Source organism: Marinomonas posidonica IVIA-Po-181, from assembly GCF_000214215.1.
Classification (GTDB): Bacteria; Pseudomonadota; Gammaproteobacteria; order Pseudomonadales; family Marinomonadaceae; genus Marinomonas; species Marinomonas posidonica.
This window is the reverse complement of the sequence record NC_015559.1, coordinates 1,018,846-1,044,274: the sequence shown is the minus strand read 5'-3', so window position 1 is coordinate 1,044,274 and position 25,429 is coordinate 1,018,846. Positions and strand designations below refer to the sequence as shown.

Sequence of the window (25,429 nt, the reverse complement as noted above, 5' to 3'; positions counted from 1 at the left end):
ACCGGAAATGAATTTACTACAGTTATATGACAGTTTTGTTACTTGTCATTTTATTGCAATGAAAATGTCATCAACACTCAATCACGTTCACTGCCAAACCACCGCGAGACGTTTCCTTGTATTTATCATTCATATCCTTACCCGTTTCTCTCATAGTCCGAATGACTTTATCCAAGGAAACATAATGTGAACCATCGCCTCTCAACGCCATAGTCGCAGAGTTAATCGCTTTCATCGCCGCCATCGCATTTCGCTCAATACAGGGCACTTGCACTAAACCACCAATCGGGTCACACGTTAAACCCAAATTGTGTTCCATACCTATCTCAGCTGCATTTTCAATCTGTTCTGGCGATCCGCCTGTCGCGGCAGCTAATCCCGCAGCCGCCATCGCACATGCCGAGCCTACTTCACCTTGGCAACCCACTTCCGCGCCTGAAATAGAAGCATTTTCCTTAAATAGCAAACCAATAGCGGCGGCGGTTAACAAGAAATCGATCACCCCCTCTTCGCTAGAGCGCGGACAAAATTCCCAATAATAATGTAAAACAGCAGGAATAATACCAGCGGCACCATTGGTTGGTGCGGTGACAACTCGACCACCTGCCGCATTTTCTTCATTTACCGCTAAGGCGTATAAATTCACCCAATCCATTGCGCCCAAAGAGGGAGTAATCATATCCATGCGTGTTTTGCTCGACAGATCTCGATACAAACTGGCGGCACGGCGCTTAACCTTTAAACCACCCGGCAAGATACCTTCATTTTGAATGCCCTTTTGTACGCATTCTTTCATCACCGACCAGATCGACAGAATACCTTGCTTCACTTCGTCTTCCGTTCGCCATGCAAGCTCATTTTCCAACATGATGTCGGCAATGGACTTACCGGTTTCTCGACACAAGTTCATTAGGGTTTCGGCATCATGGAAAACATGAGGCAACTCTGTTGTATCCTCAACCAAAGACACCTTGCCTTGATCATCTTCTTCGACAATGAAACCACCACCCACAGAGTAAAAAGTCGCTTGATGTAGGGTGGCGTCCTTTTCATCAAAGGCTTCTAATACCATACCATTAGCATGAAACTCTAAACGATCAATACGGTGATAAATCACATCTTCCTTTACATTCAGAACAATGCTGTGTTCAGCTAAAATCTGAACCTCAGAAGCAGATTCAATTTGTGCCACTCGCTCAGGCACACCGCTCGGGTCAATGCTTTCTGGAAGCTCTCCTTCCAATCCCATCAATACCGCGACACCGGTTCCATGGCCTTTTCCTGTCGCCCCCAAGGAACCGTATAAATCAATTTTTAAACGTTTTACTTTGTTTAAAAGACCCAGCTCTTTTAACTGATGAGAAAACTGATTCGCTGCGACCATGGGCCCAACAGTATGCGAACTGGAAGGACCAATTCCTACTTTAAAAAGATCGAATAAACTGATTGCCATAGTACGTCCTCGCCACTTAGCGATCTAATCTCTGATGAACAGACAAAATGAATACGCTGAAATTATCATTTATGAAAGATAGTTTCCAATAGGAAACAAAGAAAATTCGAAGATAGGCAAATTTATGACGTGACAAGGTCAAGATTCCAATATAACCAGCACAAAAAAGCCAGAGCATAGGCTCTGGCTTTAAATGTCATCGTGATAACTTAGCAGTCATTAGAAGAAGCCAAGCGGATTGACATCATAGCTAATCAACATATTTTTCGTTTGTTGGTAGTGCTCTAATGCCACCTTGTGGGTTTCACGGCCAACCCCTGATTTTTTATATCCCCCAAACGCGGAATGGGCTGGGTATTGGTGATAACAATTCATCCACACACGACCGGCTTCAAGGTTCCTTCCCATACGATAGGCCAGATTCGTATCACGAGTCCAAACCCCAGCCCCTAAACCAAATTCACTGTCATTCGCAATCGCCAGGGCTTCCGCTTCATCTTTGAACGTAGTCACACTGACCACAGGCCCAAATATTTCCTCTTGGAAAATACGCATTTCATTCGAGCCTTTAAACAAGGTGGGTTGCACATAGAAACCGTTAGCCAAGCCATCAATTTTCTCCACCTCACCACCAATCAATAATTCAGCCCCTTCTTTTTTACCGATATCAATGTAACTCAAAATTTTATCAAACTGCTCTTTCGACGCTTGCGCTCCCACTTGCACATCGGTATCAAGCGGATTACCTCGCTTAATGGTTTTGGTTCTTTCGACCACCAGCTTCATAAAATCGTCATAGATGGATTCGTGAATCAAAGCGCGTGAAGGGCAAGTACATACTTCACCTTGGTTGAAGAAAGCCAACACTAAGCCTTCCACACACTTACTAATGTAAGACTCTTCCTGCTGCATGATGTCGCCAAAATAAATATTTGGAGACTTACCACCCAGTTCAACGGTAGAAGGGATAATGTTTTCAGCAGCACATTTCAAAATGTGTGAGCCAACTGGTGTGGAGCCTGTAAAGGCGATTTTGGCAATCCGTTTACTCGTTGCCAAAGCTTGACCGGCTTCCTTACCAAAACCATTTACAATGTTTAAAACCCCTGCTGGCAATAAGTCTTGGATCACCTTAACCAATTCCAAAATAGACGCTGGAGTTTGTTCCGCAGGTTTTAATACCACACAGTTACCCGCCGCCAAGGCTGGTGCAAGTTTCCATGCCGCCATCAAGATCGGAAAATTCCAAGGAATAATCTGCCCCACCACACCAAGCGGTTCATGAAAATGGTAGGCCACAGTATGTTCATCTAGTTCAGCTGTACTGCCCTCTTGAGCACGCAAACAACCGGCAAAATAACGAAAGTGATCTGCCGCCAATGGAATGTCCGCATTCAGCGTTTCACGCACCGCTTTACCATTATCCCAAGTTTCAGCCACCGCCAACGCCTCCAAGTTGGCTTCAATTCGATCGGCAATTTTAAGAAGAATATTAGAACGAGTAGTCACTGAAGCTTTGCCCCAGTCAACTCGTGCTGCATGAGCCGCATCAAGCGCTAAATTAATGTCTTCTTCGGTTGAGCGTGGAATACGACAAAATACCTCACCATCCACAGGGCTGGTGTTATCAAAATACTGACCTTTGACGGGCGCAACCCATTCACCACCAATAAAATTACCATAATCACTTTCAAAGGAAATTAAGCTACCACTGGTACCTGGTTTAGAATAAATCATACTTTCTATCTCCGTTTTGGTTTCCGTTCTTGTTGTTTTTGGCTAACAACTAACTGTAGAAACAAAATGATCAGAAAACTTGCCTGTCAGTCCATGATATTTGTCCCATGATCCAAATCTATTCACATTTTTAGGATTGACCCTCAGCTCAGCTCAGGCGATGATGAAAGGCATAAAGCGCGGCACGCCAACATAACAAGTTTAACAAGAGGTGTGATTATGAGTGTTTCAAGGTTATCAACAAAAGCCATACTGGCGCGTAAACGTTCGCCTGTTAACTTGGTTGAGAATCGAGTCTGTTTTGCCGGTCCTCACTCAGAATTGAGTATCTACGATACCTATGAGCAAGCAGATCGAGTCAGTCTCAAAGCCGAAAGTTTACTCTATTGCGGTATGGTCACCGGTTCGAAGGTTATGCATACCAAAGACCAAGACAATATCTCTTTTCTTCCACATGAATCGTTCATTCTCGCACCAGATGAAGAAGTCTTCATTGACTTTCCTGAGGCCGAACTCACCAAGCCCACCACCTGTCTGACCATCGCGATCTCAAATGAAAAAGTGGCGCAAATATGCGATCGGATGAATGATGTGATGCATGCCTCATTGCCTTCCAGTCAACCAATCGACCCTAGCCAACATCTACATACCCTACACACACAAGCCACCCAACAAGTGCTAGACCGTCTCGCCAGTGATTATGTGCAAAATGACCCAGATCGAGATTTATTGGTGGATTTTGGCGTCAGTGAACTCATTACTAGAATCTTACGCCACCATGGTCGCGAAGCCTTGCTGCACTTTGCGAAAAGCACCCCTGACGCTAATGGCATAACCCATGTGATTCATTGGATCGAAAACAATTTGTCACTGCCGCTTGATACTTGCCAACTGGCTAAAATGGCTTGCATGAGTCGCAGCCGTTTTTACGACTGTTTCAAACGACAACTCGGCTGTACACCCTTGGAATATCAACATCAGAGACGAATGAGTAAGGCTTACCAACGACTGAAAGAAAACGGCTCAGTAACTCAAGTCAGTTATGAATTAGGGTATTTGAGCCTAAGCCATTTTAGCCGGCGTTTTCACCAACATTTTGGCGTAACGCCTCGCCAAGTGGCCCAGACTAAATTAATTAGTTAGTTTTAAAGGCCGTGCCAAACTTGGCTTTGCAATAGGCAAATACCACACTCAAGAAAAGCAAACCTAAACTAAGCACCACAAAAGGTACCCACTGTCCCAGTTGATACAGTGACGCCATAATCACCGGCCCCAAGGCCGCACCCAAACCCTGCATGGAAGCATTCATACTGGCCAAACGACTTTGTTGATCGTCTTTTACTAGCAAAGTTTGCGCAGTCACAATGCCAGGAAAAAGAAAACCAAAGCCTGCGCCGAACAACGCCATCGCAACAAAGACACCTGTCATCGAATGCCAAAGAATGAAGGCTAATTGAGCCGATAATCCCAACATAACACCAGCTGAAATCAGAGTAACCACACCTAGTCGGAAGCGGGGTACCAAAATCATCTGCACCAAGATACTAAAGCAAGACATGGTCATCATCACAAACCCCAGCTGATGTGTTGTCTCTGCCACATCCAACTGGAAACGATCTTGAATCAGGAAACTCATAATTTGCTGAATACCTGTTACCGATAAAATCGCGAGAGTCGACATCCCTAGAAACGGCATTACTGGCTGCTTTAACCAATTAATACCCGGCGGCTTTTCAAGCTGACGTACGTGCTTACCATCTTTCACAAAGACAGCCACTAAAATCGCTGCGCTGCCCGCTAAACCAGAAATAATGTAAAAAGGTACCGTCAAACCTAGATTACTTAATAAAGAGGCAAACGCAGGTCCTAAAATCATACCAATACTGAACGAAGCACCAATCATCGCAATCGTTGCGCTGCGATGTTTAATGTCCGTATGAGCAATTAGAAAGGTTTGGATAGAAGGTAAAATACCCGCTATTCCCATGGAAAAGATGATCCGCAGGGTAAACACATACACATAGGTCTGTTCGGCAGAAAGATGCCCCGCTAACGCTTCCTGTAACACAAACCCCGTCGCCGAAATGGTCACCGCATAACTGCTCATACCGAAAATGACTGAGCGCACCCGACCAATACGATTAATAATTCTGCCCCAGAAAAAAGCCGCCACCACGAACGTCGCCGCCCCTGCAGTAATCAAGGTACTGATCCGTACATCAGCCAAGCCGATTTCACGACCAATCGGTGGTAAGGAAGTAAACACAAATGACTGTCCAATGCCCACTGCCACTAGGCAAATTAGCAATAACCAGCGGGATAGAGACTCGTGTAATGAGGTATAGGTTTCTGAATTGATCAAGGTATGTCCTTAAAGGTTATACAATCATAAACCAGAGAGGTTTACTCAATAGGCCACAGGGGAAGAGCCCATTCTTTGTCTTATTAAAAAGCCAGCCATCCAAGCTTGCCGATGTCGTTTTATCATTATTCCTGATTAACCGATCGAAAAGGACCTTATAAGAGCAAAGAGGGTAAAATTCACAATTCTTAAACTTTTATCCAAGGTCAAAAGCAATTTATTCGACCTCAAAGCAGGCTAGAATATAGCCCCGACAATCTAATGAGTATGCCAACTTGAACCAAGACCTACCTGCCCTCTTCAAGCAAAGCAATTTCCGACATTACTGGATTGGCCAGATTGCCTCCTCGTTTGCCTTTCAAATGCTCAGCGTGGGTATTGGTTGGCAAATGTACGATTTAACAGACAGCCCCTTAGCCCTTGGACTTGTGGGTTTATGTCAATTTTTACCGCAACTTTTATTAACCTTGGTGGTAGGCCATGTGGCTGATCGCTACAATCGCCGCCTCATTTGCGTGTTTACGCGCTTAACCATGGCATTCACTGTGGCGATTTTGGTCTATGGCAATTTTACCAATACGGTGTCCGCCAACATGATTTATGCTTGCGCCATGTTACTCGGCACAGCAAGGGCATTTGAACTGCCAGCCAATCAGGCCATTCTGCCGAACCTGGTGCCCAGTGAACAACTTTCCCGTGCCGTCAGTGCCATGGCATCTGCCCGTGAAATATCCGTCATTGCCGGTCCAGCTCTTGGTGGCGTCATCTATTTGTTAGGGCCGACCACCTTATTTGCGACCAGCATGAGCTGCTTTCTTATTTCCTGTGTCATCCTGTCCTTCTTACGCTACAACTTTACTGTCAAACATAAGACGCCTGCTAGCTTAGAACACCTACTCGGAGGCTTGATGTTTATTAAAGGTAATAAAGTCATTCTGGGCTCCGTATCTTTAGACATGTTCGCCGTATTGTTAGGAGGCGCGACCGCACTCTTACCGATTGTCGCAAAAGACATACTAGAAACCGGACCATGGGGACTTGGTCTACTACGTTGTTCGCCTGCGCTGGGTGCGTTGCTCATGTCCATTTACTTGGCCAGACATCCGTTAACCCATAGTGTTGGCAAGATAATGTTTGCTGCCGTCGCAATATTTGGTGTAGCGACCATTTTATTTGGCCTTTCGGATCAACTCATCCTTTCCATGTTCGCACTAGTGTTACTCGGTGCTTCCGATATGATCAGCGTGGTTATTCGCTCAACGCTGGTGCAATTAGAGACACCAGACGAAATGAGAGGACGAGTCAGCGCCGCCAACTCTATCTTTATTGGCAGCTCAAACCAACTTGGTGAGTTTGAATCTGGCGTCACCGCCGCTTGGTTTGGCGTCGTTCCTGCCATTATTGTAGGAGGTGTCGGCACTCTGGCCGTCGTCGGCATCTGGATGTATTTGTTCCCCACACTCGTGCAAAGAAATACATTGGAAGAAGAGGCTAAATAAGCTGTCTTTCTGAGAGAATAACGAGCGAACTGACTTCAGTTCGCTCGTTTGATAATCATCATAAAGAAGATCAGTAACGCCACGGCATAAACTAAAAAGCTCACACTGACAAACGTCAAACCAAACTGCTCACCGATTAAACCACTTAAAAATGGCAAGCTCATCGCACCAGTGACGGCGGCACTCATTTGAAAACCAATCACATAAGTCGCCATTCTTTTACCGACGCGAACCACGGTTTGAGAAATCATACAAGGGAAAATAGGGGCGGCACAAAAGCCCATTAATGCCAATCCAAGATAGCTGAAGTAGGCATGCATGCTGTTGGTAAACGACAAAGCACCCAACACCAAACCGACCAAACACAAACTCAATAAACGATCGACTGAAAACTTTTCGACTAGAAAACCAAAAATCGCTCGACCAAACGCTAACGCTCCCCAGTACACAGCTACCCAAGTGCCGGCATTGGCTATTGAAATGCCTCTCGTTTCTGTCATTAGAGTAAATGCCCATTGTCCCACCCCAACCTCAATGCCAGTATAAAGTAAGAAAAAGGCTATTTGAAAACGAACCACTGGATGTTTCAGAGCTTGCCATTGAGTGATGTTTAAATCATCGTCTTTGACTTCTTCTAGTGAGGCTTTAGGTGCATGCTGATCACTTCGCCATAAATCACGGCTAAAGAAAAAGACCAAGGTCATCAGCAACAGAATACTGCCAATAACCGCATAAGCCAGTCGCCAATGCTGTGAAAAATGCAACAATACACTGGTCACAATAATGGGGCCCGCCGTTGCACCAACCCCAAACGCCGCATGCAACCAGTTCATATGCTTGGTGGAAAAATGCTCGGCGGCATAAGCATTGAGACCGGCATCAATCGCTCCGGACCCCACTCCGATCACCATGGCATACAAGACGAAAATCGTAAAACTTGTGCTTATGTAAAAACCAAATAAGCCAAAACTCACGAAGCCACTGCTCATCACAAGAAGCCAGCCCACGCCCAGTCGAGACAATAGCCAACCGACCGAAAAGCTTGAAATTAAATAACCAACCCCGCCGCCTGCAATCACCAGCCCCAGCCAACCCGTTGGAACATGAAACGCCGCTCTGACAAACGGCCAGTTAATACCGTGTGCCGCATCTGGCAAACCGAGACTAATAAAGCCTAAATAAGCAATCAATAACAGAATGCCAGAGGTACGCATGAAAACATCCTTTTAAAACCAAATGATTGTGTTTTCTGTCAGTTTAAAGGATTAAGCTGCGATTAAAATCTTTAAAATTACTTAAACCACTTACGTTTTTCTTTTTCGATTGGCTTCCACTTCCAGCTTGGTGGTTCGCCTTTTAAATAACATATCAAGATCAAAACTAACGTGTTACACGCCACCCAAAAAGCCCACTCCATTAGGGCTTCTTTGGGGTCAACTAAAATGGAAATAAGACATAGAACAAACAAGTACAAGGACAATACTAACCAGCCTTGCCAAGTATCTGGCTTTCCCCATCCCAATCCATTTTCTTTGGCAGGGAACCAGGTATCTTTATTTTTCATGTGAAAAGCCTTTCATATTAGGTCGATAGAAAGGCAACACTTTGCCTGAATTTCAGGCATAAAAAAAGAGCCAATTTGCCGCTCTTTTTCGTTTCACTAATGGCCATTATTTATTGAGCAAGAAATTCACCACGAGTCTTGTCACTGCGCTTGAATAAACCGCCTAGAGCCGTTGTTTGAGTAGACGAACTGGCGTCCATCACGCCCCGTGCTTTAACACAATAATGCACAGCACTGATGCTCACAGCCACATTATCGGTTTCCAATAATGCTTGTAACGTCACCAAAATCTGTTGCGTTAAGCGTTCTTGCACTTGTGGACGCTGCGCAAAGAAACGCACAATGCGATTAATTTTCGACAAACCAATGATTTTGTTTTTGGGTAAATACGCGACTTTTGCCATGCCATCAATTGTGACAAAGTGATGTTCGCAAGTACTGGTGAAGCTGATGTCACTGACTTTAACCATCTCATCAACGTTCATCTTATTTTCGATCACAGTAATTTTTGGGAACTGTGTGTAATCCAAACCTGAAAAAATCTCTTTGACGTACATTTTGGCAATGCGATGAGGCGTTTCTGCCAAGCTGTCATCGGTTAAATCCAGACCCAGTGTACTAACCACATCTTCAAAAGCCGTTTTAATGCGTTGATATTTCTCTTCTGTGGTCAGACCATTATCAATCATCGGGGTTTCTAAACCACTTTTGATTAGAGCGTCACGAACTTGCTTAGCCTCATCTGAAAGAAAAGCATGATTTACTGTCGAGTTTTCCGCTATGTTAGCTTTCATATCTTTGTCCTACGTTGCTGTCTCCTGTCTTTCGACCGGAGGCTGTGCTAAAAGAAGTCCCCATTTGGCTACACCAAATGTCTGCCTCCATCCAGAGACAAGGTCCGACCTGTCAAGTAGCCGCTTTCCAACACATACTTAACTGCGAGTACGCCTTCCTGCTCTCCCGGCTCCTTTTGTAACAGTGACTTATTTAACGCTTTCTGTCGGTAGTCGTCGTTATCACTGTTATGAAACATCAATAATGATGGGGCAATTGCATTCACCTTAATACAAGGTGAGTAACGTTTAGCAAAAGAGCAAGTTAAATTCGCTAAACCAGCTTTGCTAGCGGCATAAGCTATGTGTTTGTCACTGCCCTTTTCAACGACATAATCCGTCATATGAATAATGTCGGCGACCCCATCGTCTTTAAAACCTGCACATAATAATCCTTCGAAGGCCAGATTTATACGATAAGGTGCAAATACGTGTACTTGCCACATTTTTTCCATCAATAACTTCGTATCTGAGCAATTTTTCTCCGCTTCCCATTCAGAGGCATTGTGAATAATTGCGCCCAGAGCATCATAATCCTCCAACACTTTTTTAATGAAGGCCTCAACACCATTCTGCGTTGAAAAGTCGGCCTGAAGGCATTGAATCCCAGACGCTTCTATGGCGTTAATCTCTTCACGGTGTCGGCGATACGTGATGATCACCTTATAACCTTGCTCATGTAGCGCTTGAGCACAGGCTAACCCCAGTCGCTGGCCACCTCCTGTAATAATGATGGGGGATTTTCGCATCATTCGCATCCTATCCTTATTAACGATTCAACAAGAATGACAAGCTTTTAAGCACAGAACAAGTCTGAATATAGAACCACTTTTATCTCATTTAGGAAGGTACGAACAAATTCAATGGCTTCAGCGTGGAAATAAGCCTCTTTATTCGCACCTTCACTAGATACGAGTGTAAACCAAATTCGGATCAATTTTAGCCGTACTACTAAGAGCCGATTGAATAAAAAATGAACTATCCTGTTATTTGTTACTCAAAGATAGGCGTTTTAATGACTGAACCCACCGTTACTTAGCACTCAATCGACTGAAGAGAAGGAATTGTCATGAATCAAGCAGCTGAAAAAATCACCCCTCAAGTCTCATCTATCCCCCAAGAAGCGTTCGACTGGTATGATGAATACGCTCACGGAGACATAGACAGGCGCACCTTTCTATCGAGATTAGGCACACTTGGCGTCACGGGTCTATCCTTGTCTGTCATCGCTAAATCTCTCACCCCAAACTATGCCTTAGCGGAACAAGTTTCTTTCAATGATCCTGATATAACGGCGTCATATTTAGAGTTTCAAACCCCTAGTGGCCATGGTACTGGCCGAGGCTATTTGGTACTGCCAAAAGACGTCAGCATGGGCAATAAAGCGCCCACGGTACTTGTTGCTCATGAAAACCGAGGGTTAAACCCTTACATTAAAGACGTTGCTAGACGATTAGCCAAAGCTGGCTTCATTGCCCTTGCACCCGATGCGCTATTTCCTCTTGGAGGATACCCTGGCAATGATGATGAAGGTCGAGCCATGCAGAAAACCCTCGATAGAACGAAAATTGAAGGGGACTTCATGGATGCCGCACGCTTACTAAAGAATCATGAACTGAGTAACGGTAAAGTGGGGATGGTTGGCTTCTGTTTTGGTGGCTATTTAACCAACACCTTAGCAGCTAACCTGCCTGATGTTATCGATGCTGGTGCCCCCTATTACGGCACGCCAGCCAAAAGTAACATTGATCAAATTAACGCCCCACTTCAGCTTCACTTTGCCGAACTCGACAAACGCGTCAATGCCACTTGGCCAGCTTATGAGGATGCGTTAAAAGCCAATCAAGTGACCTACACCGCCTTTACTTATGAAAAAGCCAATCATGGCTTTCATAACGATTCAACCGCACGTTATCAAGAGAAAAACGCCGAATTAGCTTGGCAAAGAACGTTAGACTTCTTCAAGGCTAATTTATCAGCTTAAAGCGTTGGAAAACGTGCGACAGTTTATACTGTCGCACGTTTCATTGAATGGGATTTTAGAGGTTTCGCCGTCGTACTGTGCTGAAAATCGATGTTTTTCAGATTAGGAACCTGTTGCCATAACTGGTCACACAAATCCGATAAGCTGGAATCGTCATTCGTTTGTAACCAGCTCACTACCGCCTTCGCCACATTTGGGTAAGTAATCTGAACCACGCGACTGCTTTCTAGCCAATCTCGTATCACTTCTGAGGTCAATTCTTCACAGGTTTTAGCAATGTCTAAATACTCTAGAGCAATGGCATTAGAATGCTGCTCAATTTGACCTTGCATTGGCTTGGCTAAAATACGACGACCTAAATGTAGGGCTTCTGAATTGAGTTCAAAACCAGCATTACACAATACTGATTCACACTCACTCAGGTTCCTCTGAAATTGATCTCGGCTGAAAGGAAACACCTCAACATTACCATACACACCCGGCTCAATGTCTTTACAATGCAGTCTAAATTGATATTCGGGGACCGCTTCCAGCCAATCTAACACCGCTTCACTGTTTTCAAATGGCAAGTACACCAAGACTTGATTCGATTGTGGATTATTAGGCACATCATGGTTATGAATTAAAGGCGGTAAAATATCGTGACCAAAGTGATGCCAATGGGCGCCAAGCTGAGTTGAAGCGGGGGCGAAATTAGACATAATCCATTGTGCAACCCAGTTTTTCTTATAACGTGGAATATCGTATTTAAACGCATACTGATGACCAAAGCCGACACAAGGAACCCCCTGGCGTTTAGCCGCCCACGCCACAATGGGCTCATAATCGGTAATGACCAAATCATAACCACGAGTGTCTATTGTTTGAATATCACGATACAGTTTATAAAAATTCGCTTTACGAAAAGTCGCATATAAGTCCAGTTTGCCATTACGAGCGACAAAACTTAATCCTTGAAATGTTCGATAATCGCCGAACACTTCCATGTCAAAATACTCTTCCACTGGGCGTCCAGAAAACACGAAATCCACTCGTATACCTGCGGCATTCATCTCCGCTGCCATAGCGCGAGCGCGAGTAATATGGCCATTACCTGTGCCTTGAACACCGTACAAAATTTTCATGCTAGTACTCCAATCATAGTCGCCGCACAGGCACTTCCCAATAAAGCACCAATGACTGTATCAGTGGGAAAATGCACCCCTAAAAAGATTCGCGACAGGCCCACATTCATGGCCCATAAATACAGCATCATATTCAAACCTGGGAACCACTCACTCACACAGTAAGCCACGAAAAACGCGCCAGAGGTATGGCCTGATGGAAAAGAGAATTGATCGGATGGAATAATAAAGCTGTTGAAATTGTCCAATGCATCCGCTGGACGATTGCGTTTAAAACCACGCTTTAAAATCAGATATAAAATTCGTTCTAGAGTGAAACCAAGTACCATAATCAGTACCAGAGTATGATAACCGGTAAACCACAAAATCATTGCCAATGCGGCGTACAAAGGCCCATCCGCCGTAAAGGAAACGGCGCGCCCCATGCTAGTCAACTTTGCCCTATGCTTTCGAGCCATACACCAAGAGAAAGTCTGTACATCAAATGCATGAATATTCTGAAGTATGTTCATAGGTTCACCTCTCGTTTCATCCTACTCTTAAAATAGAGCAGTAAAATGTCAGTAAGGTGGCGTTTCGATGACAACTTGATGACAAGCCAAGCAGCACAAACTGGGGACGTTTAAATAAGAAAAGTGTGACAAACATTAAGCAAAAAAATGCCCCGCTAACGCGGGGCATTTTTCAAATGTGTCCATAAAGCGTATGAATTACTTCATGTCGTTCATTTTGTGGAACTTAGCAATCATCGCATCTGGACGAACTTTCTTGTTGCTGCTGTTTAGCGCGTATACAACCGTTTCGCCTTTAGGACCTGCGCCGATCTCAGTGTAACGTAATGGCACTTCACCTACGATGCGCGCTGTGTTCATCTCTTCTAAAGAACCGAACACATAAATACGACCTTCAGCACGCATTTCGCCGTAGAAATCCTCAGACCCCTTTAGTGAACCGTCATACATATCAACCGATGCGACACCAGACATTTTCTTTTTGTCTGCATTCGTTAGACCGAAAACAATTGTTTCACCTTTAGGACCAGCACCAATGCGAACTTTACGGAAAGACGTCTCGCCAACGGATAGGAAATCTTCATACACATCGCGGTCGTCAAAAATGTAGATACGGCTTTCGTGATGAACTTCATACAAATCATTGTTATTCATAGCGGAGGCTTCTGCCATTGTTTCAGCAGAACCTTTCTTCGCCATTTCACCGCCACAAGCAGTTAGAAGAGTGATTGCCATTAAACCGGTTGCGATTGGAATTAATTTCATTGTTGTACTCCTAGGTTGAATTAACACCTACCTTAAAAGCACAAAATGACAAAACCATGACATTTTCATGACGATAAAGAGTCAATCGTCATGAAATAAGGAAAACTCAAAGCCAATTGCTCAACATGACGCCGATGCCCAACGACTGAGTTTGATGATTGTAGTCCAGCAGCGACTGGCCATAACCATTGAAATATTGGATGTAGCCTCGCGTTTTACCCCACAATGGAAAGTTAAAACCAACCTGAACCGCCCCCCGATTTCCAGAGCCTTTTAGGTTATTACGTAACATCAGATCAATACTGTAATCATCGATCACATGGATAACGCTAAATTCACCATAACCGTAATAATCTTCAATATCCGGATTATCATCTACCTCAGAGCTCTCCGGAAATCGGTACCAAGGTTTGATGGAAAAGGCGGTATTCTCCGTTTCAAATAAAAAGTCCACATAAAAGCGATTCCAAGAACGAGACAAATCCCCCGATTGACCATTGGATTGATGATTCAATCCGTACGTTATGTAACTGGGCTTGATGCCTAACCAGCCTTCTTTTGGTTTGACCACGATGAAGGCTTCTGGCTCATGATTAGTATCTCGAAACGGTGCCGAAATATTACTGTTATAGGCTTGCCAATAGGCTTGCTGAGTATAAGCAAACCAAAGACTGCTGTTACGCCCAACTATGCCATAGGCCACTGGAAATTTAACGCTTAATTGAAACTTAAACTCCACACTCTGTAGGCTTTCAGAATTACTCGCATCACCTAAAAAAGCACGATCGTTTGGATTTGAGGTATAGGCAATGGGCAAAAAATAATTCGGCCGATGAGGCGTAATCACAAACGGATTATTAACCGTCGCGTTCTCGCGAATTTCCCGTTGTTGAAATAACCCCTTTGCGTCTTTTGCTCGCTGACTGATGGATTCAGGTACTGCAGGCTCTTCGGCCTGAAAATAAGAGTCACTTTGTTCCTCTGTCTTGACCGGCACTGACTCTATACCCTGAGCCATCAATAAACTTGGCAATAATGCCAGACAACACACTAACCGCTTCATCTTTTAAACCTGTTTAATACTCATTCTTCAAGAAGACAATACAACCTTCTTACTGTACGTTTCTCGATCCATGTCGCATACCTCGACAGTAAAACTAACATCTTTTAATGAAAACTCTATTAACGCATCCAACACTAATTGCGACACTTGCTGTTTTTGTGCCTCTGTTCGCCCTGATAACATTCGTAACGTCACATGAATAAAAGCATCCTCTTTACCCGCCGTAAGAAAACTCTTATAAGGCATAGCACGTAACTTGATGTCTTCTTGAGTAAACAAATTCGACGCAATGGCGGCATCTCGAACGGCTTCTAATAGATCCATTGGAGGCAACTCTTGGGCTAAATTCTGACTAAATTCGACAATACAGTGAGGCATGCGTTTCTCCTTTTTTAGATTTATTAAGGTTGTGAACAGAATGAAAACTTAATAGCCACGAGCCATGTCTACCGCTGCTGGTATCTGACCCGTCTCACGATAGTACTTAAAATTTTTCGCCACCACCTGACAAGCACTCAGCATATGAGTTGGTGCTGAAATATGCGGTAACACAGTCACATTATGCCTACCCCAATAATCGTTATCACTGACGAGAGGCTCTTCTTGAAACACATCCAACACAGCGTGTGATAGGTGGCCTTGATCAAGTTTCGACTTTAACGCCAAATCATCAAGGATAGCGCCACGCGCAAAATTAATTAAGCTGGCACCGACTGGCAATAATGATAAAGTCTGCTCGTTTAACAAGGACTGTGTCGCTGCCGTTAAGGGCAACAGACAGATAAGAATGTCGGAAGTTTCCAATAGCTGCTGCAAACCTTGCTCGCCATGTAAACAGGTCACGCCAGACATCTGTTTTGGTTGGCGACTCCAGCCCGATACGCTAAAGCCATTTTGTAGCAAGCGTAAAGCACTGGCTTTGCCTAACTCGCCCAATCCAAGAACCCCAACACGACGATCGCTCGCTCGTACCATCGACTTAGGTTGCCAAGTCGCTTGCGCTTGTTGCTGGGCATAATACGGCATGTCTCGATGAAGGAATAATGTCCAAGCCAATACCGCTTCCGACATGGTGTCTGCCAAATAAGGATCAACTAAACGCACGATTTTAAAGTCAGCCTCCGTCAGCCCTGCAACCATTCGCTCAACACCAGCCCACAAACTCTGAACCCACTTTAAATTTGGTAAGTCGGCAAGCTCATTCGGATCAGGGTTGGCCACAATAGCAAACTCACATGAGGATTTTTGCACTTGGTTTAGCTCAGAGAACAACCCAAAAGAGACCTCTGGCATTTGTTCTGACAAACAAGCTAACCAAGTCTGCTGTTCGGCTTCGGTCAAAGTCGATACTAAAGGAATCATGAAGCATACACCTGTGAAAGATCTTTAAACCCTTTAAGTTCAATGGCATTACCACTTGGGTCTTTAAAGAACAAAGTCCATTGTTCGCCCACTTGCCCTTCAAAACGAACACTGGGGGCTAAGTCAAATATCACCCCAGCGCCCTCCAACCGATCGGCTATTTTTCGCCAATCACCATAAGACAAAATCAACCCAAAGTGCGGCATTGGCACAAGATGATTCCCCACCTTGCCAGTATTTGTTGTGGGTGAAGGGGTTCCCAAATGCAAAGAAAGTTGATGACCGTAAAAATCAAAATCCACCCAAGTGTCTGTATGACGACCTTCTGTACAGCCTAACACGTGGGTATAAAAATCCCTCGTCTCTTCTAGAGACCTGACATGATATGCGTAATGAAACAGTGCTGACACCGTAAACTCCTCTCCATTTTCAATAAAACTAACATACTTTACGCCTAGAAAAATAAACAGTGATAGCAAATATCAAGTCAGGAAATGTCTACTGCAAAGGAACACCTTCACGGTCTCCTTGAGCAACTAAGTTGAGATATTCTGTTTTCACTTCAGGCAGCGGATTCACCTCAGAAAACAACAGGGAGCGACTTTGATTTTCAATAATTCGTACGTGAGAGCGATTAAGCTCTCTGGGCTCCTTCACGCCACACGAATGGGCAATCAAGCCAATGCCATGTAATAACTCTTGAGCGTAATTTGCCACGCGCTCAGATTTCTCAGTCGCCACCAAGCCTTTTTGTAGCTCAGGATTGTGTGTGGTGATGCCGGTTGGGCAGGTATTTTTGTTGCATTGCAAAGCTTGAATACAACCTAGTGAAAATAGGAAGCCACGGGCTGACACCACAAAATCCGCCCCAGCACTTAATGCCCATGCGGCCTTGCCAGGAACTATCAATTTACCCGAAGCAATAACTTTTATATAACGGCGTAAACCATACGAAGTCAGACGATTAACAACGAGAGGCAAACTTTCTCTTAACTGCATACCAACAAAATCCATCAAGGGTTGTGGTGCGGCACCGGTACCACCATCTGAGCTGTCTATGGTAATAAAATCCGGACAATAATCGAGACCTTTTTTGTGTATTAATTCACACATTTTATCAAAGAACGTGATATCCCCGACCACCATTTTAAAGCCCACGGGTTTACCTGTGACCTTGCGGACATGATGAATCATATTGAGTAAATCATCGATGGACTTAATGTCCGTATGACCATTGGGGCTAATCGAATCCTCACCGACAGGAATACCACGAGTATGGGCAATTTCTTCCGTCACTTTTGCACCGGGTAACATCCCGCCTTTGCCAGGCTTTGCCCCTTGGCTCATCTTAATTTCGAACATGCGTACCGTCTCATGAGCCGCAATATGAGCGAGTCTTGTATCGTCCAAATGACCTTGTGCGTCTCGAACACCGTATTTAGCCGTGCCTATTTGAAACACCAAGTCACAGCCACCTTCTAGATGATAAGGTGATAAACCGCCCTCTCCTGTGTTCAACCAGACTCCCGCTTTTCTCGCTCCACGGGATAACGCCTGCACTGCTGGTTTAGACAAAGCACCGAAACTCATGCCAGAAATATTAACAACAGAACGAGTACAATATGGTGAGGCAGCAGTATGTTCACCAATGCAAATTTCTTTAGGCTGAGCCGCATCTTCTTCTAAGGTTGGAAAGGCACAATTTAGGAAATAAACATCCCCTTGCGTATCTAATGAACGAGTGGAACCAAAGGCAATGGTGGTATCCACTTTTTTCGCTGCTCGATAAGCCCAAGAACGTTCAGCACGATCAAATGGACGCTCTTCTCGATCCAATGCAAAAAAATATTGACGGAAAAATTCACCAAGGTGCTCAAACCAATAGCGGAAGCGACCAACGATAGGATAATTTCGGCGAATGGTATGGGCCGTTTGGTGGGTATCCACCCAATACATCACCACCAAAGCCACCAACAAAGCAAAGCACAAAACCACAAAAATAAGCGCTGCCCAATGAATCGTCACATTCGTGACAGACCATAAAAACTCCATACTTGACCCTTACCCAGTAAAACGTTAAAACGACTGACTCAATGTCTTTACGTCATCATAAATCAAAAACTGGGCGCGGTGTCAGACGAATCGTGGACAAAAGAAGCAATAAATTGATCCGCTGGAGCGGGACGACCAAAATAATACCCCTGATAATAGAAACAATGGATTTCTTTTAAACGGTCCAAATGAGGCAAAGTTTCCACCCCTTCAGCCAAAACATTTATCTTCAACGCTTTAGCCATAGCGATCACCGCATGCACGATGGCTTCATCACTGTGGTCTGTGAGCAAATCGCGTACAAACGACTGATCGATTTTCAACCTATCTATCGGTAGAGACTTAAGGTATTTCAACGACGAATACCCCGTGCCAAAATCGTCAATGGACAAATACACACCCAATTCTTTTATCGCCTGCATTTTCGTCAAACTGGTTTCCCAGTCGTTTAACAAGGTATTTTCTGTAATTTCCAAATCCACACATGAGGCTGGCACATGATGTTTTTCAAGCTGAGATTTTAAGATTGGCAAAAAGCTAGCCTGCTGAAACTGAATTGGACTGACATTAATCGACATTCGCCATGAAGACTGCCATTTTCCTTGTTCTAACCAAGTTGCTACTTGCGACAGAGCTTCATTCAGTACCCATGTGCCAATTTCGACAATAAGACCAATCTCTTCTGCTAAAGGAATAAATTCAGCAGGCGAAATAAAGCCTTTGTTCGAATCACGCCACCTTAGTAGTGCTTCCGCTCCAATCAATTCGCCTTCAGCATTATTTTGAGGTTGATAATAGAGTTCAAATAATTTGTTTTCGGTAGCATGATGGAGGGCCTTTTCCATTTCCAAACGCGCATCAGAGGCAGCCTGCATTTCTGGACGATACATAGCATAAGTATTTCGGCCAGACTCTTTCGCCCGATATAATGCCGTATCAGCCTGCTTCAAGATTACCTCAGCACACAAGTCATTTGCCTGAAAAACACTGGCCCCCAAACTCGCCGTGATATGCACTTCATGATGGCCTGCACTTTTCACCTGCTGACACGCCAGCGTGATACGATTCATTAAATCGAGAACCCTTTGCTCCGCTTCTGCCAAGTGATCGCCGAGGGGCTCCAATAAAAACGCAAACTCGTCCCCGCCCATGCGAGCAAACACCACCTCAGAAGACACCAACCCAGCCAATTGTTTTGACACACATCGTAGTAATTGATCCCCCACGTTGTGACCCAAAGAATCATTAATGACCTTAAATCGATCCAAATCCATAAACACAACCGCTGAGTAACTATTTTGCATCGCAGTTAGTTTTAATCGTTCAGTGAGTCTGTCTGTCAAATATTGACGATTCGGTAAATCCGTTATGGGATCATAGTAAGCCAGATGGTGGATATGAGCTTCGGCTTCTTTCCGTTCTGACACATTACGGATCAACATCAGCGTTTCCACTTGATCTTGAACATCGTATTTTACTAAGCGAATTTCAACGGGAAATTGACGACCTTGCACTTGGTAAAGCGTTTCGACGGTTTGCGGGGAATTTAACGACAAAGTATCGACCAAGTTAACAAATTCAGGCCAGTGAAGCGGATCATGAAAACGAGCAAGTGAAACTGATGTCACATCATTTTGCTCCAGTTTCAACATGGTTTTCGCGGCACTATTGGCCATGCGAATTTGTTGATTAACATCCAATAATAAAATGCCATCAGCGGCATGTTCTATCATGGCTTTGGTATGACTATTACTGCGCTCCAAATCACTTAGGGCGGAATTCAAATGCGTCCATAACTGAGTAAAGGTCGTATGCAAATGCCCCAACTCATCGGACTTGTGACGCTGATAAAAGGCATCAGGCAATGGCTGTTTTTGATGCTGACCAATATGTGTGAGAGAACGGGTAAAACGCATCAAGGGATACGTCACTAAATAATAAAAAATCAGAGAAATGAGGCAAGCCAATAAAATGTCTTTGAGCAAATTATAAACCAGCAGTGGAATATGCGTATCCAGCAACCTATCCATCAGATAACGTTTTTCCGGTACGACCGTTAAAATCCCAGCATTGAAGGTCGGCTGCTCAATCGTCAGAGATCGTTGAAAGGTATTTAGATTGGAGAACATTAAGTCCGCAAGCGCAACAGAAGATCGAAATGCACGTTTCTCAGCTTTACCTTCAATGAAAATGTGACCAATTTCATCAGTAACCTTGACGCTCGCAATGGACGGACTCAACAACAAGCTATTAATTTGCTGCTGTGCGAAAGCACGATCTAATCGAAACACCGCGGCAGCTAAGGGCTGCTCAACAACGGCAATCAATTCATTAAAATCTTGATCGATGATCTTTCGTTGATGCTTGATACCATCGTACATTTGAATCGCATTACTGATTAAGCTTAAAACAACCGCCAACACTAATGTCAACAGAGCCTGCTTAACAATTAAAGACTTAGAAAATACAAGGCTCATTGATACCTTCTTGGTTTTTATCATCCATTATTACGTCCGACACAACGCCGAACCCAGCCAAAAGCAAAGTTTAGTAAGTAAAAACATTCCCAGTAAAACTGGCCTAACTTGGTGGAAAGCCCATGTATTTGTCTGACAAAAGTAATCTTAGCCAAAGCGATCAAAGTATAATTTAAAATTATATTACCCTAAATTCTTATCTACCAATATCATGATATGAATCATAACGAAAGCATCTCCTCCCCCTCTCAATACAGTACAAATAAAAAAGCCAGAGCATATGCTCTGGCTTTTTTATTGCTAAAATCGATTAAACGATTGCACGTCCATCTTCACGAGTGATGGCAATCACACTGGAAAGCGGCGTTGAACCTGTTGGCCAAGTGCCGCCCGGGTGTTGAATGCTGACAAACATAGTGGAATAGTCTGAACTCCATGCTGAGCCAGTCACTTCACACTTAGTCGGTCCCACCATAAAGCGTTTGATTTCACCGGTTTCAGTGTCACCAACCAACATCTGGTTGTTACCTTGTCCCGCGAAATCCCCTTCATTTGAATAATTACCGTCGGTCTGAATCCACAACAAGCCATTACGATCAAACTTCAAACCATCGGGTGAATTAAACATATTGTCTTTATTGACGTTAGCAGAGCCTGCATAAGCATCATCAAAGACCGCTGGATTACCTGCCATCACGAACAAATCCCATTTGAAATCGTTCGCGGTATGATCTTCGTTGCTTGGCTCCCAACGTACGATTTGACCAAACTTATTTTTAACTCTTGGATTCGGGCCTCCAGCAGGCGTTGCATCGCCACCGGCATTAGGCTTCACACCACGGTTTTTATTATTGGTAAGACAGCAGTATGCTTCCACTTTATTAGGGTTCGCAGCCACCCACTCAGGACGATCCATAGTAGTTGCACCCACTTTCGATGCTGCTATGCGTGTATGAATGGCAATGTCTGCTTCCGTCATACCCGTTGTTGCTGGCGTCAAAGGCAACCATTCGCCACGATTATTCTCATGGAATTTCGCAACGTACAAGGTGCCTTCGGCAAGTAAATCTGAATTATCGGCACCCACTTGATATTTGCCTTTTGATACAAAGCGATAAAGAAATTCACCACGCTCATCGTCACCAAGATACACAACAACATGACCATTAGCAGCGACCGTTACTTCCGCATTTTCATGCTTAAAACGCCCCAATGCTGTACGCTTTTTAGGGCGAGAAGTAGGGTCCATAGGATCAATTTCAACCACATAACCAAAGCGATTTGGTTCATTAGGCTCTTTTGACAGATCAAAACGATCATCAGCCATTTCCCACTTATAACGTCCCTCTGACATACTAACACCGTAACGTTTAAGCTCTTCAGGAAGTTGGTAACTGTCATCTGAAGACGCAAAGTAGCCGTTAAAGTTTTCTTCACAGGTTAAGTAAGTGCCCCATGGGGTTTTACCTTGTCCACAGTTATTCCAAGTTCCTTTCGCCACTACACCACGAGGGTCTGCAGAGGTTCTCAACAACTCATGGCCACGAGCTGGTCCGGTAATATCCATTTCAGTATCCGCGGTAATACGACGATTGAATTTAGAGTCTTTAATGATGCTCCATTTGCCGTCGTATTTGGCAATCTCCATGACAGACACACCATGCGCCGCTTTACTTTTGCGCACATCATCCGCTGTGACAGTTTTGCCATCTTCACGATTTGCATTCAATGTCTTAGGATTCACGTATTCATTATTGACAGCCAATACAAATACACCGTTGCGATTAAAGAATGCCAAACCATCGTTGTTGTCACCGAATGCCATCTCCTGAGAAGCGCCTGTACCGCCTGTAGTGGTGTCTAAAGGAATTCCTTTCGACCAAAGCGGGTCACCCCAAGACGCCACAACTTGCCATGAGTAGCCTTTAGGCAAAGTAATGGTGTCAGCCGTGGTGGCTTTTACCATATCAAATGCCAGACGTGATGGCTGATGATGTGCTGCCATGGCATTCGCTGCGCCCAAAGTAGACCCCATCACAAATGCACTGGCACCAACTGCCGCACCACCGCTTAAAAAACCACGACGAGAAACCATTTTATTCGCCACTTCTTCGAATTCAACAACTTCAGGAGCTGGACGTACTAACTCATCTAGCTCATCAAAACTCAAATCCTGTTTCTGTTTAATTGTCATAATACTGCCCTATCAATAGTGATTTATTACTGGCGAAATAGGCCACAACGCCCACTTTTAAACTCATTGAAGTGACGCTCTAACCCGCTGTTTGAGATCTTAGAAAACAACCTTCCCATAAATGTTGTTTCTAACCTCCCCTGCTTAAGAGAAGTTAACAAATAATCTATAGACAAAAAGTTACATAGAAATGACAGTTAAATGGCACCATTGAATTGTTCAAAGAAAAAGGATACAACTTGTAAGCAAAAAGAAAGACCAACTTTATACAAGAATAAACGTCACGCAGACTCTCAAGAGGATAGGATACCCTTATGATAAATACCTTACGCAATATCCCCATTAAGCACAGGTTAATCAGCCTGCTGGTCTTTTTTTCTATCGGTTTGATTTTAGTGATTTCACTTTCTCTAAGTGAAAACAAAACGACACTACTCAATGAAAAATACGCGCAAACAAAACATGTTGTTGAAACGGCAACAGGCGTTTTAACTCACTTTCAAGCACTCGAAGAATCAGGAGAACTCAGCCGAGACGAAGCTCAACGATATGCCATGGAAACCATAAAAGGCATTCGATACGCTGGCACAGAATACTTCTGGATCAATGACTACAATGCGGTAATAGTCATGCATTCTGTTAAGCCTAGTTTGGACGGAAAAGACTTAGCAAACCTTGAAGACCCTAACGGTAAAAAACTTTTTTCAGAATTTGTCAAAGTGGTAAAAGCACAACAAGCAGGGTTTGTTGATTATCTTTGGCCAAAACCTGGCAGTGAGCAGCCCGTTGAAAAAATTTCATATGTTCAAGGATTCGCTCCATGGGGTTGGATTGTGGGCTCAGGAATCTACTTAGATGATGTCAATCAGCAGTTCAAACAAGAAATCATAAAATTGGGCGGCATCGGTACCGCTATTATTCTTTTAGCACTGCTTATTTCCACTATCATTCTTAAATCCATTATCACCCCAATCCGTCAAATTCAAACGGCTTTGACAAACATTTCACAAGGTTCTGGGGATTTGACGGCCCGTCTTCCTGAGTCTGGAAACGATCTATTAACCAAGATAGCGGTTTCATACAATACCTTTGTGCAAAGGCTGAGTGATACGCTGAATAAAGCGGTGTCTCTCAATCAAGAGGTGGAGTCAAAAAGTCAAGAACTGAAAACAGCGTCAGCAAAAACCCGAGAAATTAGCCAAGAACGAGAAGGCAAATTCACTGAAATGACGCAAGCCATTACGGAAGTTGATAGCTTCAAAACCGAGGTCATTGAAAGCACACAAACGACCTTAGATTCTGCTAAGGTGACGGTTGAAAAAACCCGTACGGGTCAGCATTCTATTCAACAAACCGTTGATTCTTTGGATAAGTTATCCAGTGAATTAGAATCTGGATTAAACACGGTTATTCAACTTGCTGAACAGTCTCAGACCATTGGCAGCGTGCTGGATGTCATCAGTGAAATTGCCGAGCAAACCAACCTTCTGGCGTTAAATGCGGCAATTGAGGCGGCCAGAGCCGGTGAACAAGGTCGAGGGTTTGCCGTGGTAGCCGATGAAGTCCGTGGCTTAGCCAGTCGAACCCAAGCATCAACGGATGAAATTCAAGCTATGATTAATAAACTACAAAGTGGTGCGAAAGAAGCTGAAAGCAAAATCACAGAGAGTCATCAACAATCACAAAAAACCACTCAAGAAATGAGCGTGACGGCGCAATATCTAGAAGACATTGCCAGCTCAGCTGAAGGTATTAATCATGCCAGTAATTCGGTACTTCAAAGCGTTACCTTGCAAAGTGATGTAGTACAAAGGCTCAATGAGTTAAATGAAAAAGTGGTTGAATTATCTGCGCAGGCAAGTTTGCAAGTTCAGCAGAACAACCAAACGAGTGAATCCCTGGCTCAAACATCAGAACAAACACAGCAGGTCATGTCGGCCTTTAAACTTTAGCCTCTAGGAAATCGATCACGCCAACAAGGTGTCCTTCTTGTTGGCGTTTTTTATATCTAACATGCTCTCTTTAGAGCACTTAGCGCTCTTGGATATCGCTCCCATAGACGGCCATTTCGCCATGTCGTAACACCAATCCTTCTTTTATAGATTTTTTCATGCCTTTAACAACCAGAGCATAGGAGTGATCAATCAAACACTCAATTTCCCCATCTGGCAAACTTCCTTCATACATCACAGAATTCCAATGTCGCTTATTCATATGATAAGCAGGAATCACCTCTTCAAACACATCCCTCAGCTCAATGGCATGATCCGGCTGACACTTCAGATTCAACAAACCTTTTGCTTGATAGCGAGTCAGTAGAGCAAACATTTTTCCCTGTACTTTGAACACAGCCGTACGATTATCAAAAGGATACACTTCCACCGCTTCAGGCTTGGACAATAAATAGGACTTTACACGATCTAGTTGCAAACCAACCTCGCATCAAAA

The 25,429-nt window shown here is 44.0% G+C and carries 22 protein-coding genes; 4 read left to right on the top strand and 18 right to left on the bottom strand.

What is annotated here, in order from left to right; all coding sequences use genetic code 11:
- Positions 1 to 70: 70 nt before the first annotated feature.
- On the bottom strand, positions 71 to 1,453 hold the full coding sequence (locus tag MAR181_RS04875; RefSeq protein WP_013795480.1) for an L-serine ammonia-lyase: 1,383 nt from the start codon (positions 1,451 to 1,453) through the stop codon (positions 71 to 73).
- Positions 1,454 to 1,672: 219 nt separating this feature from the next.
- Positions 1,673 to 3,190: an acetaldehyde dehydrogenase ExaC gene (gene exaC / locus MAR181_RS04870; protein ID WP_013795479.1), complete on the bottom strand. Its 1,518-nt coding sequence runs from the start codon at positions 3,188 to 3,190 to the stop codon at positions 1,673 to 1,675.
- A gap of 219 nt (positions 3,191 to 3,409) precedes the next feature.
- On the opposite strand from exaC, the gene MAR181_RS04865 reads away from it, so the two are divergent.
- On the top strand, positions 3,410 to 4,333 hold the full coding sequence (locus tag MAR181_RS04865) for an AraC family transcriptional regulator (protein ID WP_013795478.1): 924 nt from the start codon (positions 3,410 to 3,412) through the stop codon (positions 4,331 to 4,333).
- Here the strand turns inward: MAR181_RS04865 and MAR181_RS04860 are convergent.
- Complete coding sequence (locus MAR181_RS04860; RefSeq protein ID WP_013795477.1) at positions 4,326 to 5,552, bottom strand: MFS transporter; 1,227 nt, start codon at positions 5,550 to 5,552, stop codon at positions 4,326 to 4,328. The genes MAR181_RS04865 and MAR181_RS04860 overlap by 8 nt on opposite strands.
- A gap of 275 nt (positions 5,553 to 5,827) precedes the next feature.
- Between MAR181_RS04860 and MAR181_RS04855 the strand changes: the two genes are divergently transcribed.
- Positions 5,828 to 7,051 carry an MFS transporter gene (locus MAR181_RS04855; protein ID WP_013795476.1) on the top strand — a complete coding sequence of 408 codons (1,224 nt, stop codon included), beginning with the start codon at positions 5,828 to 5,830 and terminating at the stop codon, positions 7,049 to 7,051.
- 35 nt (positions 7,052 to 7,086) lie between these two features.
- On the opposite strand, the gene MAR181_RS04850 is transcribed toward MAR181_RS04855, so the two are convergent.
- The 4 genes from MAR181_RS04850 to folM form a co-directional block, all read right to left on the bottom strand.
- Positions 7,087 to 8,265 (bottom strand): MFS transporter, encoded by a 1,179-nt coding sequence (locus MAR181_RS04850; protein ID WP_013795475.1) that lies wholly within the window; start codon positions 8,263 to 8,265, stop codon positions 7,087 to 7,089.
- A gap of 77 nt (positions 8,266 to 8,342) precedes the next feature.
- Positions 8,343 to 8,615, bottom strand: a complete 273-nt coding sequence (locus MAR181_RS04845) for a hypothetical protein (protein WP_013795474.1) — start codon at positions 8,613 to 8,615, stop codon at positions 8,343 to 8,345.
- A gap of 110 nt (positions 8,616 to 8,725) precedes the next feature.
- Complete coding sequence (gene folE / locus MAR181_RS04840; RefSeq protein ID WP_013795473.1) at positions 8,726 to 9,409, bottom strand: GTP cyclohydrolase I FolE; 684 nt, start codon at positions 9,407 to 9,409, stop codon at positions 8,726 to 8,728.
- A 68-nt stretch (positions 9,410 to 9,477) separates the two neighbouring features.
- Positions 9,478 to 10,200, bottom strand: a complete 723-nt coding sequence (gene folM, locus MAR181_RS04835; RefSeq protein ID WP_013795472.1) for a dihydromonapterin reductase — start codon at positions 10,198 to 10,200, stop codon at positions 9,478 to 9,480.
- Positions 10,201 to 10,517: 317 nt separating this feature from the next.
- Here folM and MAR181_RS04830 point away from each other — a divergent pair, with 317 nt between their 5' ends.
- On the top strand, positions 10,518 to 11,432 hold the full coding sequence (locus tag MAR181_RS04830) for a dienelactone hydrolase family protein (protein ID WP_013795471.1): 915 nt from the start codon (positions 10,518 to 10,520) through the stop codon (positions 11,430 to 11,432).
- Between the two features lie 23 nt (positions 11,433 to 11,455).
- Here the strand turns inward: MAR181_RS04830 and MAR181_RS04825 are convergent, their stop codons facing one another.
- The 10 genes from MAR181_RS04825 to MAR181_RS04780 form a co-directional block, all read right to left on the bottom strand.
- Entirely contained in the window at positions 11,456 to 12,556 is a 1,101-nt protein-coding gene (locus tag MAR181_RS04825; protein WP_013795470.1) for an MJ1255/VC2487 family glycosyltransferase, read from the bottom strand.
- A complete protein-coding gene (locus MAR181_RS04820) occupies positions 12,553 to 13,068 on the bottom strand; it encodes a phosphatase PAP2 family protein (protein WP_013795469.1) in 516 nt (171 codons plus the stop codon). The genes MAR181_RS04825 and MAR181_RS04820 overlap by 4 nt, the downstream gene beginning before the upstream one ends.
- Before the next feature lie 198 nt (positions 13,069 to 13,266).
- Positions 13,267 to 13,833 (bottom strand): hypothetical protein, encoded by a 567-nt coding sequence (locus MAR181_RS04815; protein WP_013795468.1) that lies wholly within the window; start codon positions 13,831 to 13,833, stop codon positions 13,267 to 13,269.
- Positions 13,834 to 13,939: 106 nt separating this feature from the next.
- Complete coding sequence (locus MAR181_RS04810) at positions 13,940 to 14,896, bottom strand: phospholipase A (RefSeq protein WP_013795467.1); 957 nt, start codon at positions 14,894 to 14,896, stop codon at positions 13,940 to 13,942.
- Positions 14,897 to 14,923: 27 nt separating this feature from the next.
- Entirely contained in the window at positions 14,924 to 15,274 is a 351-nt protein-coding gene (locus tag MAR181_RS04805) for a 5-carboxymethyl-2-hydroxymuconate Delta-isomerase (protein WP_013795466.1), read from the bottom strand.
- 48 nt (positions 15,275 to 15,322) lie between these two features.
- Positions 15,323 to 16,258 (bottom strand): 2-hydroxyacid dehydrogenase, encoded by a 936-nt coding sequence (locus MAR181_RS04800; RefSeq protein ID WP_013795465.1) that lies wholly within the window; start codon positions 16,256 to 16,258, stop codon positions 15,323 to 15,325.
- Positions 16,255 to 16,668, bottom strand: a complete 414-nt coding sequence (locus tag MAR181_RS04795) for a VOC family protein (protein WP_013795464.1) — start codon at positions 16,666 to 16,668, stop codon at positions 16,255 to 16,257. Before MAR181_RS04795 ends, MAR181_RS04800 begins: the two co-directional genes overlap by 4 nt.
- Positions 16,669 to 16,756: 88 nt before the next feature.
- Entirely contained in the window at positions 16,757 to 18,310 is a 1,554-nt protein-coding gene (locus MAR181_RS04790) for an FMN-binding glutamate synthase family protein (RefSeq protein ID WP_013795463.1), read from the bottom strand.
- Between the two features lie 62 nt (positions 18,311 to 18,372).
- Entirely contained in the window at positions 18,373 to 20,787 is a 2,415-nt protein-coding gene (locus MAR181_RS04785; protein WP_013795462.1) for a putative bifunctional diguanylate cyclase/phosphodiesterase, read from the bottom strand.
- Positions 20,788 to 21,097: 310 nt separating this feature from the next.
- Complete coding sequence (locus MAR181_RS04780; protein WP_013795461.1) at positions 21,098 to 22,981, bottom strand: PhoX family protein; 1,884 nt, start codon at positions 22,979 to 22,981, stop codon at positions 21,098 to 21,100.
- A gap of 314 nt (positions 22,982 to 23,295) precedes the next feature.
- Here MAR181_RS04780 and MAR181_RS04775 point away from each other — a divergent pair, with 314 nt between their 5' ends.
- Complete coding sequence (locus tag MAR181_RS04775) at positions 23,296 to 24,933, top strand: methyl-accepting chemotaxis protein (protein WP_013795460.1); 1,638 nt, start codon at positions 23,296 to 23,298, stop codon at positions 24,931 to 24,933.
- 79 nt (positions 24,934 to 25,012) lie between these two features.
- Here MAR181_RS04775 and MAR181_RS04770 read toward each other — a convergent pair whose 3' ends face one another.
- Positions 25,013 to 25,411: an MmcQ/YjbR family DNA-binding protein gene (locus tag MAR181_RS04770; RefSeq protein WP_013795459.1), complete on the bottom strand. Its 399-nt coding sequence runs from the start codon at positions 25,409 to 25,411 to the stop codon at positions 25,013 to 25,015.
- Positions 25,412 to 25,429: the final 18 nt, after the last annotated feature.